Consider the following 16,463-nt stretch of genomic DNA (forward strand, 5'->3'; position numbering starts at 1 on the left):
ACGGGGCGGCCACCCGCCACCGCACGGTCCACCGCGCGGCGCAGGAGCCCCAGCTCCAGCGGCAAGGTCTCGGGCAGCGCCTCCGGCACCGGCGGCCCGGCGGCAGCGACCGCCCGCGTGGCGGGTACGTCCGTGCGGTTCAGCCTGCGCAGGCCCAGGTCCGCGCGGAGCGGCTCACCGTCGTGACCGGCCCAGGCCGCGGCGAGCGCCCGCACTCCGCCGGCCGTCTCGGGGGCGGCCCGGGCGATCAGCCGCAGCCGCAGCCCCGGGAAGGCGGCGAGCAGCCGCAGGTTCTCGGCGTACGGCAACTCGGGCCGTTCGTCCGGCGCGTACAGCGTGACGGTCGGCCCGCCGTCGACCGCGAACCAGGCGCGGCCGCCGTCGCCGGTGACCGTACCGGTGAGGAACAGCAGGTCGCCGCCTGCCGGGCGTTCGTCGGCGGGCTGCGCCAACCAGTCCAGGGCGGCATCCAGTTGGGCGGACGGCGGACGCTGCCAGAGTGCGTCGAGCGGCGGCTCGTGCCAGGCGCACCCCGCCGCCCGTACGGAACGCACCGACCCGCCACCGCCGATCCGGCCGTCCGCCGAGACGGTCGGCGACGTGAGGATGACCCCGCCCCTGTCACCGAGGTCCCGCAGCGCCAGCGCGGAGCCGCCCGGCACCACGGCCGTGGCGGACGCCTGCACCGCCCGTTCCGGGCCGCCGGGCGCCACGTCGGAGACGGTGTGGACGGAACCGTCCGGCGTCACCGCGTACACCGTCGCGCCCGCGTACCCCGACGCCGTCACGACCGGCTCGGTGAATAGCCCGTACAGCCGCAGCGGCTGGGACGACCGGTACGCGCGCCGGACAGGGCCGGCCAGTGCCGCCGCGTCCGGACGCTGTACGGAGTCGAGGAGCGCGGCCAGATCGGCGGACAACTCGGGCAGCCGGAAGGCCGGGTCCTCCGACCGGGCCTCTCCGAGACGCCGTGCGACGCGTACGGCGACCGAGGCGGGCCGGTGCAGCCCGGCGAGCCGCGCGGAGTGCGCCGCCCGCAGCAACTCGGCTCGCACCACGGCCCCCGCCCCGGCCACGCCCGCGACGAGTACCGCCACCCCGGCGTCCCCGAGTGCGTGCAGGGCCGCTGCCTGCACGCCGGTGAGCCCGCCGCCTTCACGCGCTGCCACCGGCCCGCCGCTCGCGCCCTCGCTCGTATCCGCCGCAGGGGCGGGCTGCTCTTCCGGTACAGCCGCCGCGGCGGCGGGCCCCTCCTCCGCGACCGGCGCGCGGGACAGGACCGCCGCGCGGTGCAGGCAGGCCGGGGCCAGCAGGCAACTGCACACCGCCGCGTCCGCCGACGCCACGACACCGCCGTCCGCCGTCGTCAGCGTCACCACCGTGTCGTCACCGGCGCGGACCAGCACACCGTCGGCCGTCCGCTCCACCGGCCAGTCGGCGGCCTTCGCCACCGCGCCGTCCACGCGCTTGCGCAACCGCGCGGGCAGCAGGTCGAGCGCGGTCGCCACCACCTCCGCGGCCACCGGAGGCAGACCTGAGGGGAAAGCCGTCACCGCTGCGTACCTCCTACGCGTTCGCCGACCCAGCGGGCCAGTTCCAGTGGACTGAGCGCGGCGACCGGCATGCCCGCCGCCACCAGCAGCCCCGCCACACCCGCCGAATACCGCGGACGCCCCTGGTCGTCGAGCGAGGCGCAACCGAGGACATGGCAGCCCGCGTCCACCAGCGCCCGCACCTCCGACAGGAGAGGGCCGACCGGGCCGCCCTCCTCGAAGTCGCTGACCAGCACGACGAGCGTGCGCGACGGCACCGTGACCAGTTCGCGGGCGTGCCGCAGGCCCCGCGCGATGCGCGTGCCGCCGCCGACCCGGACCTCCAGGAGGAGGCTCAGCGGGTCGTCGACGTGGCCGGTCAGATCCAGCACCTCGGTGGAGAAGGCGACGAAGTGCGTACTGAGCGCGGGCACCCCGGCGAGGACGGACGCGGTCAGCGCCGACCAGATGGTGGACGCCTCCATCGACCCGGACACGTCCACGACGAGCACCAGCCGCCAGTCCGCCTGCCTGCGCGCCCGGGTGCGGAACACGGGCCGCTCGGGCAGAACGGTCACCGCGCCCGTCACCGGGTCGCGACGTGCCGACGCGAGGTTCGCGCGCAGGGTGCGCGGCAGATCGAGCGGGCCGCCAGGGCGGCGCGTGGGCCGCGGATGCGCGAGCCCGGTCAGCGCGGGGCGGAGCCGGTTGGCGAGCGCCTGCGTCAACTCCCGTACGAGGCGGGCGACCAGCGGCCGCAACCGGGCGAGCCGCTGCTCCGACAAGCCACCCGCGTACGACAGGACCGTACGCAAAAGCTCCACCGAGGGGCGGGCCGCTGCGGGGTCGAGCTCCAGAGCGGCGTCCAGTCGCCCGGCGTCGGCGGCAGCGGCCAGGACCTCCTCGCGTACGCCCGGCCCGAACAGTGCGGCCAGCTCCTCCGACCAGGAACGTACGTCCGGGAACGGCGCACCGTCGCCGGCCCCGGCCCCGTAGCCGGCGGCCTCTTCGCCCCGGGATCCTTCTCCGCGCCCCCGCCCGTACAGTTCGTCGAGCGCCCGCGCCACTCGTCCGGCGGGCCCGGTCAACTCGCGCGCCCGCCCGAGCAGCAGCCGCCACCGCTCTCCCGGGGTGAGCGCACCCGGGACGGGCACCCCCGCGCGCCCACCCTCGGCCGCCACCGGTCCCACACCGAGGGCTCCCGCACGGGCGGGTTCCTCACCGGCGGGTCCCACACCGGCCGAGGCGGCATCGGCGGCAGCGGCCTCGCCGTGGCAGGCCGCGCCGTCGGGGGCCGCGCCGAAGCCCCGTGCCGCCAGGGCCTCGCGGCCCGCCAGGTCCGCCCGGGCGAGGAGTGCGAGCGCGGCCGGGTCGCTCACCTCCTGCGGAAGGGCGTCGGGCGAGGCGCAACCGGTGCGGTCCTCGACCACGGCCAGCAACCGTGCACGGGCCGCGGGCGACAGCGTGTCGAACCCCGCCCGCAGCGCGGGCAGGCGGTCCAGGAAGTCGCGGTCCGGCCAGGCCCCCACCCGCTCGAGCAACGGGTCGAGGGCGCGGCCCGCCTCCAGGAGCGGGCCCGCCGCCAGCAGGGAGCCGCGCAGGAGACCGGTCAGTTCGGCCCGGAGCTCGGATGTTGTCGCGCTGTCCGCCCGCGAGGACAGACGCACCCCGAACTCCCCGGCGTCCCGCTGCCCCAGCAGCACCCGCGCCGCGCCGGCCGCCCCCTGGATCAGGGGCGTCGCTCCGGCGTCGAGCCGGGCGAGCGCGTCGGCCAGCCGCAGGCCGCCGCCCGAGGCGGTATCGGCCTGGGCGGCGAGGGCGACGAGCGCGCGGGCGTCCTCCGGATCCGTGGAGCCGGCCAGCCCGTCCAGTGCGCGGACACCAGCCGCGGCGAGCTCCTCGTACGCCGCGTCCACCGCCTCCCGTTGCCACCCCTGGGGCAGCCCCGGCACATGACCGGACCGGATGCGGTCCAACAAGGCAAGCCCGTCGAGGAGTTCCGGCAGCGTGCCGGACGCGGGCAGTGCGACGGCCGCCTCCGCGAGCCGCTCGGCCGCCAGGTCGGAGAGCGCGCAGCGCGCCGCCTCCCGCAGACCCTCCAGGGCCTCGATCGCCGTCGGCCCGCCTTCGCGCGCCTGCGCCGCGTGCCGCTGCCGCAACACCCCGGCGGCAGCCTGCTCCAGAGTCACGCCGTGCACACCCGCCACATCGAGCATCGCCGCGGTGGACGGCGACCAGGCGACCGTCCACCGTGTGGTGAGCGCGTCGGCGCCGCCCACGCCCGCCACCTCGGCCTCCTGCCCGTACGGCACCCCGCACACGGCGAGCCGCCGCAGACAGATCTCCCGCTCCCGGTCCAGATCCCCGCGCAACGCGTCCAGCCGCAGCTCGCGCGCGGCGGGCTCGTCCGGCACCGGCAGTGACAAGCGGCCCAGCAGCGCCTCGACCGCCGGTCCCAGGCCGGAGCGCGGGGTACCGGGCGCGAGCCGCCCACGCCGGTCGCCGACCAGGACCTCCTCCATCGCCGCGGCCACCACCCGGCCGCGCCCGAACAGCCGGCCCTGCGTCAGCACGGACTGCGCGGCCTCCGCGAGCTCGCCTCGCCCGGCGGCCGGCAGCCCCCGCAGCGTGGCCAGATCCCGGGCGAGCCGCACCACTTCGCGCGCCTCGGCGGGGCCGCAAGGGTGACCCGCGTCCCGTACGGCGGCACATATTCGTACCGCTGTCGACAGCAGCAGCTCGTCCAGCAGCGCGGGGTCGCCCGCGGCGGCATGGACGCCGTGCTGCCACTCCGGGTCACGGATCCCGGCCGGGTAGCCGGAGCGCTCGTCCAGGAGCCCGTACGCGTACGGTACGAGCGACGTGACCACCTCACCGGGAGCCTTCTCGCCTGGTGCCACCTCACCGGAGCGGGTCTCCTCGAGGGCACCGTCCCGCGCCACCGCCGGCAGCAGCGCGGGCGCGTGGAACGCGCCGACGACGGCCGCCGCGCGCCGGTCCGCGTACGCGGCCAGCCGGCGCCTCATGTGCGCCTCCCTCCGCAGGTCGTACGGATCGACCGCTTTCTGGTCGGCCCGCAGCGCCCAGCCCACCAGCAGCGCCGCCCGCCGCAGTGCCTCGGGCGTCGCACCAGGAGCGGCGGCCTCCACGAGCCGGTCCCACAGGTCGTCCCCGGCCCGGCCCCCGACCCGGGCTCGCAGGGCAGCGGTGACTCCCCGCTCGCCGGAAGCGGAAGCCGGTACCGACGCCGTCCCCGGAACGGACTCCGGCACCGACTCCGACTCCGGCACCGACTCCGACTTCGGCACCGACTCCGGTGCCGAAACCTGCCGTCCCCGGTCCCGTGCCCCCAGCGGCAGATCGAACGGCACCACCTCGACGCCCGCCTCCCGCGCCCAGCGGATCGCGGCCAGCTCCGGCGAGAACTCCGCGAACGGCAGGAACACCAGCCCACCCTCACCACCGCGACCACCACCACCGGCCAGCGCCACCGGCGGCACCGTCGCCGGATCCGCCAGCCACACCAGCCACGGGGCGAACTCCTCCGGCAGCTCCACCAACAGCACCTCCGGTGCCGCATCGGCCAACATCGCCGGCACGGCCGCCGCGAGCGCGGGGGAGTGGTGCCGTACCCCGATCAGAAACGGGTCACGGCACCCCGCCAGCTCCTCCACCGCCTCCGCAGGCCGGTCAGGTGAGCTCATCGCGCAGCTCCCACAGCGTCCGCCACAGCGGAGCCCCACCCTCCGCGCGGCGCCGCACCGGCCCGTCCCAGTACCCCAGCAGCCGCCCGTGGTCGGCCGGGTCGTCCTTGCGGACCGTGCCGAGGAGATGGCCCGGCAGCGTACGCACCACATCGCGGCCGTTGCCGAGATACGCCGCGCCGAGCCCCATGGACGTGGCGACCTGCACGGCCTCCGCCGTCGACATCACCGTGGACGGCCGCTCCACCTCCCAGCCCTCCGCGCTGCGCCCGGTGCGCAGGTCCCGGAACGCCGTGACCAGCGCCTCCAGCACCGCCTCGTCCAGCGCGAACGCCGCCCCGCCGCGCGCCAGCGCCGCCGTGGCCTGCGCCCGCACCAGCTCCGTCTCGGCCGCCAGGTCGTCGATGGGCCCGACCGTCTCGAAGTTGAAGCGCCGCTTGAGCGCGGCGGACATCTCCGAGACACCCCGGTCGCGCAGGTTGGCCGTGGCGACCAGGGTGAAGCCGGGCGCCGCGTGCACCGTCCCGTCCTCGCCCTCCCTGCCCGCCTCGCCCGTCCCCGCCAGCTCCGGCACGGACATGCGCCGCTCCGACAGAAGCGACACCAGCGAGTCCTGCACCTCGGGCAGACAGCGAGTGACCTCCTCGACCCGGGCGACCGCGCCCCGCACCATCGCCGTCAGCACCGGCGACGGAACCAGGGCCTCCCGACTGGGCCCCTTCGCGAGCAGCATCGCGTAGTTCCAGCCGTACCGCAGCTGGTCCTCCGTGGTCCCCGCGGTGCCCTGCACGGTGAGGGTGCTGGTGCCGCACACGGCGGCGGCCAGCAGCTCCGACAGCATCGACTTGGCGGTGCCCGGCTCACCGACGAGCAGCAGCCCGCGCTCGCCGGCCAGCGTCACCACGCACCGCTCGACCAGCGCCCGGTCACCCACGAACTTCCGCGACACGACCAGCCGTCGGCCGTCACCGGCCTCCAGCTCCTCACCGCCGGAACCGCACACGAAGACCACCACCGCGCGCGGTGTGAGCCGCCACCCGGGCGGCCGAGGTCCGTCGTCGTACGCCGCCAGGAACGCCAGCTCGTCTGCGTACCGGTCCTCCGGCAGCTCCACCTGCCGCCGAACCCCCTGGTCCCCCTGGGCCTCTTCGGCCACCTCGGCCCGCACGCTCACGCTCATCGCTTTCCTCCCCGGCCGTCGCCCGTGCCACGGCCCGTGCCGCGCCCCCGGACCCGGCTCTCGAACTCCTCGTATCCGGGCGCGTCACCGTCGACCACCCGGCGCCACGCCGCCGCATACACCTCGGCCACCGGGCGGTCCGGCACCAGGAAGGCGTACGCCTCCCCCGGGAACAGCCCCGCCTTCCAGCTCTCCAGCGGAAGCTGCGGCGCCGACCGCTCCTGCCAGCCGCCGGGCAGGAACAACGACCTCCCCGCGCGGGGCCGCTTGGCCTCCACCACCAGGTCGGTGGCGGCCAGTTCGGCCCGGGCCTTCTTCAGCCGGGCCGGCTTCCAGCCCGTCCACTCCGCCTGCTTGCGGTCCGTCGGATCCGGAAGCGCGAGCAGCATCAGGTACAGCGCGGCCGCGTCCTGAGACAGTTCGAACCGCTCCGCCGCCTGCTCCACCAGCTCGGGCACGCTGTACACCGGGTGCTGCGGCGCGCCTGCCGCGCCACCCGCCGGACAGTCCGCCGTCACCAGCGCCTCGAACCCGTCGCTCAGCAGCGTGCGCAACGCATCCAGCAGCCCCGACGGCCTGGATACGGCAGTCAGCAGCGTCAGCGCCGGATGGTCGGGGCCGCCGTGTTCACCCACGCCCGGCAGTACCGCCGCCGGCCGCAGCCACACGTCCTCCCACTCGGGCCTGTACTGCATCGGCGTGAGCACCAGGGCGTCCCCCAGCTCGACGAGGCCCTGCCGGTCAGCCCCGCCCTGCGCGGGCAGCCCGTACGCCTCACGGATCCGCGGCGCGCTGCAGTTGCCCTGCGCATCCCAGCCGACACCCAGGTCCAGCAGCAGCCCCGGATCCGCCAGCCGCTCGCGCAACATCCGCAGCGTGACGGGCAGCACCGCGCGCAGCGGGTCACCGAACGGCAGCCGGTACGCCAGCCAGCGCAGCATTTCCACGTACGACGAGATGCGGTGCCCGGTGAGCAGTTTCTCCGACTCGGCGGCGGTGAGGCGGCCGTGCTCGGGGTCGACGCGCTGTTCGGTACGGCCCGTCAGCTCCGGCTGTGCCTCGGGGTTGAGTACGGCGTCGAGCATGCCGTTCTGCCGGGTCTCGGTGACGGCGCGGGCGACCAGATCGGGCGGTAGCACGCGCCGCCTGCCCCGCGCGCGTACCCAGGCGTCGGTCAACGGCTCCAGATCGAAGCCGGACTCCCACAGCCCGGCGACGGCATCGGCGTCACCGGGCAACAACAGGGCGGTGTAGCGCTGCCGTTCGGTGTTCGGCAGCGTCCTGAGGGCCGCCCTGGCCGCCTCCGCCTGCGCGGTCTTGGCCCCCAGCGGAGCCAGCACGTCGGCCGGCAGCAGGCTCTGCCGGTCCCAGTCGTCCACGCCGGGCATCCCGAGCAGCACCAGCGCCGCTGTGGGGGCGCTCGCTCCGATCCGGTCCGCGAAGTGGAGCGCCTGCTCCGGCCGGTACGGCAGCGGGCCCCGCTCCCGCACCAGTTCCACCACGCGCCCCACAGATGCGGCCAGCGGTGCGTCGTCCCGCTTTCCGAGCACCGTGGAGTCGACCAGGGCGAAGCCGTCCCACGCCCCGAACGCGCCCGACGGGTCGTACTCGACTCCGGTGTAGAAGCAGTGCTGCTCGTCCTGACGCACCATGGCGAACAGCACCATGCGCCGCGCCTCCGACCGGTGCACCTCGCCCAACCGCTGCGTGCCGCCCGGCCGGGCGACCTTCAGCGCCACGAGACGCAGTCGCCCACGCGGGTCCACCAGCACCGGCTCACCGTCCACCATCACGGCACCCGCCAGCTCCAGGAACTCCAGCAGCGCGGCCCGGTGCGCCTCCTCGGTCACCGGCGACGCGGCCCGCACCGCGAGCGCCGCGAGACCGCGTCCCGCGAACGACAGCCACGGCACCCCCGACGCGGGCAGCTTCACCTTCTCCGGCACTCCGTCCGCCGGGGCGCCGAGAACGGCCGCCACCTGCCGCAGCTGGTCGACGGCCGTGTGCGTACCCGGGCCGCGGCCCCAATAGCCGTACGCGTTCGCCCCGGGGCCCAGACCGACCATCGCCCCGGCCAGCGCCTCGTCCTGCGCGAACCGCACCGACGGCTCCGCTTCCACAGGCGTCCGCAGCCCCCGCTCCGCCTTCTCGCCGAGCTCCGTCAGCCGCTTGCCGCACCGGGCCGCCTCCCCCACGAGCCCCGCGACACCGGCGACCAGCCCCGGGTGCGTCAGCTCGGGCAGGACCCGCGCCACCGCATCGGCGGGCGTCGCACCCTCGGCCACGGCCGCCAGCAGCGCGGCGGCGTCCGCGTCCGTCACGGCACGCAGGCGGGCCGAGCCGCGCTCGTCGCGCGGCCGCAGCGCGTGCCAGTACGCCAGTGGCGGCACCAGCGGCGTACCGGCCGCGTACCTGCCGCCCCCGTCGCACAACTGGACCTGGGCGATCCGCACGCCCTCCGCGTCGTACAGGTCGACGACGGTGTCGAAGCGCTGGGTCTCGCGCGGATGCAGTGCCGCCCCGCCCGGCAGGCGCAGCGGCGGCAGCGGAACGCCACCTGCGATCTGCTCCCCGTACGCCCCCGGCAGAGCCGGGACCGCCGGACTGCGACTGCCGCCCACCGAACAGGCCGTCATCGTCCGCGTCTTCGGGTCGTGCAGCACCCACCAGCCCAGCAGCCCGTCCCTGCTGCCGAACGGCGACGACTCCAGGCCGGGCTGCACGGGCATGAGGCGGCAGTACCCCTCCAGCAACCGCTCCCCGTCGGCCGCACCGGCCAGGGCCCCGTCGAAGAACGCGGGGCCCGCAGCACGGCCGCGCCGCGCGGTCGCCGGGTCGTACTCCCACCAGCCGTCGTCGTGCAGCACCCAGACCGAGACGCCGTCGGAGGCCACCTTCCGCCGCTCCTCGGCGAACGACGTGTCACCGGCGTACACCGGCCGCCCGCCGTAGCAGCGACCTCCCCCGGGAAGCGGCAGCGACGCCATGTGCGCCGTCAGCCAGTGGTCGTCCAGCCGCCCGGCCGGGACGAAGACGTCGGCGGGCCGCCCGGACCACACGGCGCGCCGGTCGGGGCCGTGGCCGTTCGCCACCAGCCACTGCCCGTCCACGTACCGCACGGTGGGCTGGTCCCAGCCGCGTGTCTTCGCCGCGGGGAGCGTCAGCGTGCGGACGTCCACGGCCTCGTCCGCGCCCACCACGGCCGCCTCGTTGCCGTTGCGCACGATAAGCGCGGGCCAGGCGTCCGCCAGGCGGTACCACTGCTCGGCGAGGAACGCGCGCTGCGGCCCCGCCGCCGTCGCGTCGACCTTGCCGAGCTTCGGCAGCGTCTCCTCCAGGGCGGGCCAGCCCAGCTCGTCCAACACACCCGCCCGCAGGGTGCGCGCCAGCGCGGCGGTCGGGGTGACGGCGGCGATCCGCTCCATCGCGGCGGGCGCCGCGGCCAGTACCGACGGGGTCGAGAACTTCGACAGCCGGGCCAGCTGCTCGCGCAGCTCCGGGAACCCGAACGCCCGCGACAGGTCGTCGGCGCGGTCCGCGATCCAGCCCGCCAGCACCGTGCGCAGCGCGGGGTGCTCCACCACCCGGCGCAGGCGGGCGGGGGCCTCACCGTCACCAGCCAGCTGCTCCACGGAACGGCGGAGCATCCCCGTGAACCGTTCGTCGGCGGCCAGTGCCACCAGATCCCGGCGCCCCTCCGCCTCGTCCCGCAGCCAGCCCGCCAGATCCAGATGGCTGGTGGTGCTTTCCGCCGGCGGTTCCACTGGAACACCCAACGTCAGGCACAGGTCCAGCAGATCCAGGTCGGCGCCCATGCGCCAGCCGCCGCCCCCGATCAGCCGCACCGGCACACCGTCCTGTAGGAGCCGGTCCGCGAGCCGCTCCACCAAGGAAAGCTCGGCCGCCAGGCGCGTCGCCCGTCCGTACCCGCGCCGACGGTACGCCGCCCAGGCCGACAGCCACCCGGCGGCCGGTACCGTCCCGTCCAGCAGCAGGTCCGTCGCGCCGCAGTCGTCCAGCAGCGTCAGCCACGACGTCTCGAACTCCGCCCGGTGGTCTCCGCTCACCGTCGGCATCAGGTTCAGCAGCCGCTCCCGCACCGCGCGGTCCTCGGCCGCCACCGCCGCCAGCGCGGGCAGCGCCGTCTTCCAGAAGCCCGCCGCGGCCCGGCTCACCGCCCCGGTGTGGATGATCTCCGCCAGCAGCGACCGCTCCTCGGCGGCCACGTCGAGCCGCGCCGCCTTCGCCAGGCGCCTCAAGTCCTCCAGCATGCCCGCGTATGGCGCGAGACCCGCCGCGCACCGCTCCAGCGACACCATCCTGAACTGCTCGTACGCCGTCGGCGCGGGCAGCCGGGCCGCGAGGCCCTTGGCATGCTCGCGCAGCGCCTTGCCGCTCAGCGCGCCCGCCCCCGCGAACTCCAGGAACACCTCGCGCAGCCGTTCCTCGTCCACGGCGAGCGCGTGCCGCTGCTCCGCCGCCCGCGCCTTGCCGAAGAACAGCGACGCGTACGACCGCGACTCGGCGGCCAGGAAGAGTCGCGCCACCTGCTCGTAGTAGGTGGGAAGGAAGTGCGGTACGGAACGGTCGAGGCGTTCTCCGATGCCCTCGAAGCCCTCCTTGGCCAGGCCGGGCTTGGTGGCGACGAGCCGGGACAGCCGCTCCATCTCCTTGACGACCGCCAGGGCGTGATGGCCGTTGTCCGGGTCGTGCACCAGCGCCCAGGCCGGGAAGCCGAGCGCCTTCCGCCGCACGCGCCCCACCGGCTCGGGGTCCTGCTCACCGGTGAACCCCAGGTACTCCAGCGACAGGTCCTCGGCAGGCCCGATCGCCTGCGGTACCAGCCGTACGACCGTGCGCCCTTCCATGGCCGGATGCGCGTACGCCCGCGCGGTCAGCACATCCACATCCACGTCCACGGCCCCGGCACCGACTCGGCCCGCACCTGCGGCCGCCAGGGCCGCGACGCCTGCCCGCTCCGGTCCGACGCTCGGCCCGTCGGTCGCCCGCCCCCGGCCGGCCTCCGTACCCGGCGCCGCGCCAACGCCGACGGCACCGCCGGCCGCAGTACCGCTGATCGCGCCACCGCCGAGGGCAACACCGTCGCCCTCACCGCCCCTGCCCCCGGCCAGCGGCAGCACCGCGCCGGCGTCCAGCAAGCCGTCCAACAGCCGGTCCAGCAACGCGTCCGACAGGTCGGCCAAGAGCCCTTCCCGTGCCTGCCCGTCAGGAGCCGCGGCCGACACACCGTCAGAGGCATCCTCCGACACCCCGTTCAGAACCCCGCTCATCGCGCTTCCCCCTCCTCGTCCACCACACGCCCCGCGTACACCAGCGCGGCCATCCGCTCGCCCTCCGACCAGGCGACCGGCCCCACCTCCGCGAGCGGCAGCCGCCGCCCGGCCCGGTCGCGCCACTCCAGCGCGCCGGTCTCCGTCTCCGCCTCCGGGTACTCGTCGCCGAGCCAGTACGCCGCCTCCAGCGGCCGGCCCGCCTCGACCAGCGGGCACACCGCGTACCCACCGCGCGCCCGATACCCCAGGGAGGCCGCTCGCGCCGTAGCGTGCCGCAGCTCCGCGAAGCGCCCCCGCGCGTACGCGTCCCAGGACGTCCTCGGGCCCGCGCCCGCGCCCTCATCCACGATCTCGTCCGGCCGCCGCCACACCTCGCGGAACAGCTGCTCGGCACCCTGCTCGACCCCGAGCTCGACCGCGAACTCCCGCAACTCCTCCAGGTCCTCCAGCAGGACCGGGTGGGGTATCAGCACCGCCTCGACGCCCTGTTCCGCGCCCAGCCGCACCGAGTCGCCGTCCAGGTCGACGATGCCCAGTCCACGCACCGGATCCGGGTCCGCGTCCCGCAGGAACCCGGCCCGCTCCACCTCGGCCGACCCGTCCGCGCCTACCGGCGCCACCACCAGGTCCCGCAGCACCCCCTGCCACGCCGCGTCCTGCCACACCCGGGCCAGCAGCGGCACCGGAACCGGCAGCGAACGCACCAGCCAGGCGTCCACCTGCTCGCGGCACTCCCGCTCGTGCCGCTCCAGCCACTCCGCCAGCTGCCGCAGTCGCACCACCTCGGCGTCGTCCCGCAGTTTCGCCGGCACCTGCTTCAGCGTGCGCCCCGCGGCGTTGCGGCACACCACCCGCGTGCCGTCCAGCGTGACGGCGTACCCGCCACTCTTCGTATCGATCCACCCCATGGCGCGACCGCCTCCCCGACCTTCCGGTTCCGATGGCGATCACAGTAGGTGACGGGTCTGACAGTGCCCCCGCGAGCCCGTGAGCCTGTGGAAAACTTCCGTCACGCCCGCGCAACGGCCCCGCAACGTCCGCCCGTGACCATCGGTTCATGACGGAGCCGGCAGATCCTCGCGAATGCACCTTCGACTCCACCGCCCAACTCCTCGGCCGCATCACCGAGCAGCTGGGTACGCAGCTGAACCAACCGCGGCTGCGGCACCACCTCCACCGCAACGGAACGCGCAGGCCCATGACCACACCCGACCGCCCCACCCTCGTCGCCGTCGCGCACGGCAGCCGCGACCCGCGAGCGCTGCCGGCCGTGTCGGCGCTGCTCGACCGGGTGCGCGAGCTGCGGCCCGGTCTGCGCGTCCGCCTCGGGCACATCGAGCTGAACGCGCCGCTCCTCACCGACACCCTGCGCGACCTGGGCGACGGCGACGCCGTCCTCGTACCGCTGCTCCTCAGCCGGGGCTATCACGTCAAGCACGACCTGCCCGGCGCGGCAGCCGCCGCCGAACCGGGCCTGCGCGTACGCGTCGCCGCCCCGCTCGGCCCGCACCCGCTGCTCGTCGAGGCGCTCTACGACCGGCTCGCCGAGGCGGGCTGGTGCTCCGACCACGGCACGAGCCGCAGCACCGGCGTGGTGCTCGCCGCCGCGGGCTCGCGCGACCCCGAATCGGCTGCCGACACCCGCCGCACGGCTCGGCTGCTCAGCGAACGGCTCGGCGGAGTGCCCGTCGTCCCCGCGTACGCCTCCGCCGCCTCGCCGACCGTCCCGCAGGCGATCCGCGCGCTCGCCGCCCGAGGCCGCCACCGCATAGCCGTCGCGTCCTGCTTCACCGCTCCGGGCCTGTTCGCGACGCGCGCCGCCGACGCCGCGCCGTGGATCGCCTCCGCCCCGCTCGGCCCGCATCCGGCCATGGCCCGCCTCGTCCTGCACCGCTACGACCGGGCTGTAGAACAGGCCGAGATCATCCGCGGGGCCACCGGAACCCCGCTCCCACTGGAACTCGCTTCCGCTTGACGGATTCGCTGTCAGTGCCTGCGGTTACCTTCAGTGCATGGAAGGTCCTGAGGAGACGGCTGACGAGACAGCTGACGAGACGGCGTACACCACGACGCACCACACGACGTACGACGACAACGCGGCGACGTCCTACGACCCCGCGGCGACCGAGCGCTGGGCCGCCGAGCCCGACAAACGGCCCGGCCGCACCGCCTTCCAGCGCGACCGCGCCCGCGTGCTGCACTCCGCGGCGCTACGCCGCCTGGCCGGCAAGACGCAGGTCGTCACCCCCGGCACCCGCAGCCCGGCCTGGGACGCCAGCCCCCGCACCCGGCTCACCCACTCCCTGGAGTGCGCCCAGGTCGGCCGAGAGCTGGGCGCCGCACTCGGCTGCGACCCCGACCTCGTCGAGGCCGCCTGCCTCGCCCACGACATGGGGCACCCACCCTTCGGGCACAACGGCGAACAGGCGCTCAACGACTTCGCCAAGGACTGCGGCGGCTTCGAGGGCAACGCCCAGTCGCTGCGCCTGCTCACCCGCATCGAACCCAAGCGGTTCGTGCCCAGCGAGGCGACCGGGGACCTCGTCAGCGTCGGCCTCAACCTCACGCGCGCCACCCTGGACGCCGCCACCAAGTACCCGTGGCCGCGCGGCGCCCACCCCACCGAACCGGGGTCCCCCAAATTCGGGGTGTACGAGGACGACCTGCCCGTCTTCGAGTGGGTGCGGCAGGGCGCGCCGCGCCACCGCAAGTGCTTCGAGGCCCAGGTCATGGACTGGTCCGACGACGTCGCGTACTCGGTGCACGACTTCGAGGACGGCCTGCACGCCGGCCACATCGACCCCAACATGCTGCTCGCCGAGCCCGAGCGTGCCGACATCTGGCGGGTGGCCATCGGCAGGTACGTACCGGACGACACCGATCCGCAGGAGCTCGCCGACGCCCTCGACCGGCTCATCGAGCAAGAGTGGTGGCCGCACGGCTACGACGGGACGGCCGTCGCCCAGGCCCGCCTCAAGGACGCCACCAGCCAGCTGATCGGCCGCTTCTGCCTGGCCGCCGAGGGCGCCACGCGCCAGGCGTACGGTTCGGGCCGCCTCACGCGGTACGGCGCCGCGCTCGTCGTACCGCGGGAGGCCCGCAACGAGTGCGCGGTGCTCAAAGCCGTCGCCGACCGTTATGTCATGCAGCGGGCCGAGCAGGAGGCGCTGCGGGCCGATCAGCGCATCGTGCTCGCCGAGCTCGCCGAGGCGCTGACCGTACGGGCGCCGGAGGGCCTGGACCCGCAGTTCCGCGCGCTGTTCGACGCGGCTCCGGACGACCGCGCCCGCAAGCGGGTGATCGTCGACCAGATCGCCTCGCTCACCGACGCATCGGCCCGCACCCTGCACGCCCGCCTGGCGACGCATCGCTGAGCGGCCGGGCCGAGGCGGAGCCGGCATGGCCGACCGGCCATGGCCCAGCGGCAGCACCGCCGCGGCGTAGCGTGGGAAACGCCCTGAACCGCAAGGAGGCAACCAGTGGTCGACGCACCTCGCACCTTCGTCATCGTCGGCGGGGGGCTGGCCGGCGCCAAGGCAGCGGAGACCCTCCGCTCCGAGGGGTTCACCGGCCGCGTCATCCTCGTCGGTGACGAACACGACCACCCCTACGAACGCCCGCCGCTCTCCAAGGGCTACCTCACCGGCAAGGAGGAGCGCGACAGCGCCTTCGTCCACGAGCCGAGCTGGTACACCGGCGCCGGGATCGAGCTCCACCTCGGGCAGCCCGTCACCGCGATCGACCGCGCCCAGAAGGCCGTGCACCTCAGCGACGGCACCACCATCCGGTACGACAAGCTGCTCCTCGCCACCGGTGCGGAGCCGCGCCGCCTCGACATCCCCGGCACGGGCCTGGGAGGCGTGCACCAGCTGCGCCGCCTCGTCGACGCCGACCGCCTGCGCTCCACCCTCGCCTCCCTCGGCCGGGACAACGGCCATCTGGTGATCGCCGGGGCTGGCTGGATCGGCCTGGAGGTCGCCGCAGCGGCCCGCGGGTACGGCGCCGAGGTCACCGTCGTCGAACCGGAACCTACGCCGCTCCACCAGGTCATCGGACCCGAGCTCGGCCAGTTCTTCATGGACCTGCACGCCGACCGGGGCGTCCGCTTCCGCTTCGGCACCCGCCTGACCGAGATCACCGGCCAGGACGGCATGGTGCTGGCCGCCCGCACCGACGACGGCGACGAGCACCCGGCGCACGCGGTCCTCATCGCCATCGGTGCCACCCCGAACACCGCCCTCGCCGAGGCCGCCGGGCTCGACCTGGCGGACCGCGCCGAGGGCGGAGGCATCGCCGTCGACGCCTCCCTGCGCACCTCCGACCCCGACATCCACGCCGTCGGCGACGTGGCGAGTGCGCTCCACCCCATGCTCGGCTTCCGGCTGCGAGTCGAGCACTGGGCCAACGCCCTCAACGGCGGCCCGGCGGCCGCGCGCGCCATGCTCGGCCAGGACGTCGCCTACGACCGGATCCCGTACTTCTACTCCGACCAGTACGACCTGGGCATGGAGTACTCGGGCTGGGCGCCGCCCGGCTCGTACGACCAGGTGGTGCTGCGTGGCGACGCGGGCAAGCGGCAGTTCATCGCCTTCTGGCTGAAGGAGCGCCGCGTGCTGGCCGGGATGAACGTCAATGTGTGGGACGTCACAGATGCCGTCCAGCAGCTCGTGCGTTCCGGCGCCCCCGTGGACCCCGAGGCCCTCGCCGACCCCGCGACGCCGCTCACCGCCGTCGTGCCCGGCCCGTAGAACCG

General features: G+C 75.3%; 7 protein-coding genes. 3 read left to right on the forward strand and 4 right to left on the reverse strand.

Translation table 11 applies throughout. From position 1 onward, the window contains the following. Nucleotides 1–1,549 precede the first annotated feature (1,549 nt). The 4 genes from ACIRNI_RS14625 to ACIRNI_RS14640 all read right to left on the reverse strand — a co-directional run bounded on the left by ACIRNI_RS14625 (nucleotide 1,550) and on the right by ACIRNI_RS14640 (nucleotide 12,618). Nucleotides 1,550–5,236, reverse strand: coding sequence for a DUF5682 family protein (locus ACIRNI_RS14625; RefSeq protein ID WP_403551502.1), 3,687 nt, complete (start codon nucleotides 5,234–5,236; stop codon nucleotides 1,550–1,552). Further along, entirely contained in the window at nucleotides 5,223–6,416 is a 1,194-nt protein-coding gene (locus tag ACIRNI_RS14630) for an AAA family ATPase (protein WP_403551504.1), read from the reverse strand. The genes ACIRNI_RS14625 and ACIRNI_RS14630 overlap by 14 nt, the downstream gene beginning before the upstream one ends. Then, nucleotides 6,413–11,620 (reverse strand): hypothetical protein, encoded by a 5,208-nt coding sequence (locus ACIRNI_RS14635; RefSeq protein ID WP_403551506.1) that lies wholly within the window; start codon nucleotides 11,618–11,620, stop codon nucleotides 6,413–6,415. The genes ACIRNI_RS14630 and ACIRNI_RS14635 overlap by 4 nt, the downstream gene beginning before the upstream one ends. 83 nt (nucleotides 11,621–11,703) lie before the next feature. After that, nucleotides 11,704–12,618 carry a DUF4132 domain-containing protein gene (locus ACIRNI_RS14640; RefSeq protein WP_403551508.1) on the reverse strand — a complete coding sequence of 305 codons (915 nt, stop codon included), beginning with the start codon at nucleotides 12,616–12,618 and terminating at the stop codon, nucleotides 11,704–11,706. A gap of 149 nt (nucleotides 12,619–12,767) precedes the next feature. Here ACIRNI_RS14640 and ACIRNI_RS14645 point away from each other — a divergent pair, with 149 nt between their 5' ends. From ACIRNI_RS14645 to ACIRNI_RS14655, 3 genes are all read left to right on the forward strand, one after another. Further along, nucleotides 12,768–13,685 carry a sirohydrochlorin chelatase gene (locus ACIRNI_RS14645; RefSeq protein ID WP_403551510.1) on the forward strand — a complete coding sequence of 306 codons (918 nt, stop codon included), beginning with the start codon at nucleotides 12,768–12,770 and terminating at the stop codon, nucleotides 13,683–13,685. Nucleotides 13,686–13,722: 37 nt separating this feature from the next. Further along, nucleotides 13,723–15,084 (forward strand): deoxyguanosinetriphosphate triphosphohydrolase, encoded by a 1,362-nt coding sequence (locus tag ACIRNI_RS14650; RefSeq protein ID WP_403551512.1) that lies wholly within the window; start codon nucleotides 13,723–13,725, stop codon nucleotides 15,082–15,084. 105 nt (nucleotides 15,085–15,189) lie between these two features. Next, a complete protein-coding gene (locus tag ACIRNI_RS14655) occupies nucleotides 15,190–16,458 on the forward strand; it encodes an NAD(P)/FAD-dependent oxidoreductase (protein WP_403551514.1) in 1,269 nt (422 codons plus the stop codon). Nucleotides 16,459–16,463 lie beyond the last annotated feature (5 nt).

The organism is Streptomyces sp. NPDC093546 (assembly GCF_044765045.1).
Classification (GTDB): Bacteria; Actinomycetota; Actinomycetes; order Streptomycetales; family Streptomycetaceae; genus Streptomyces.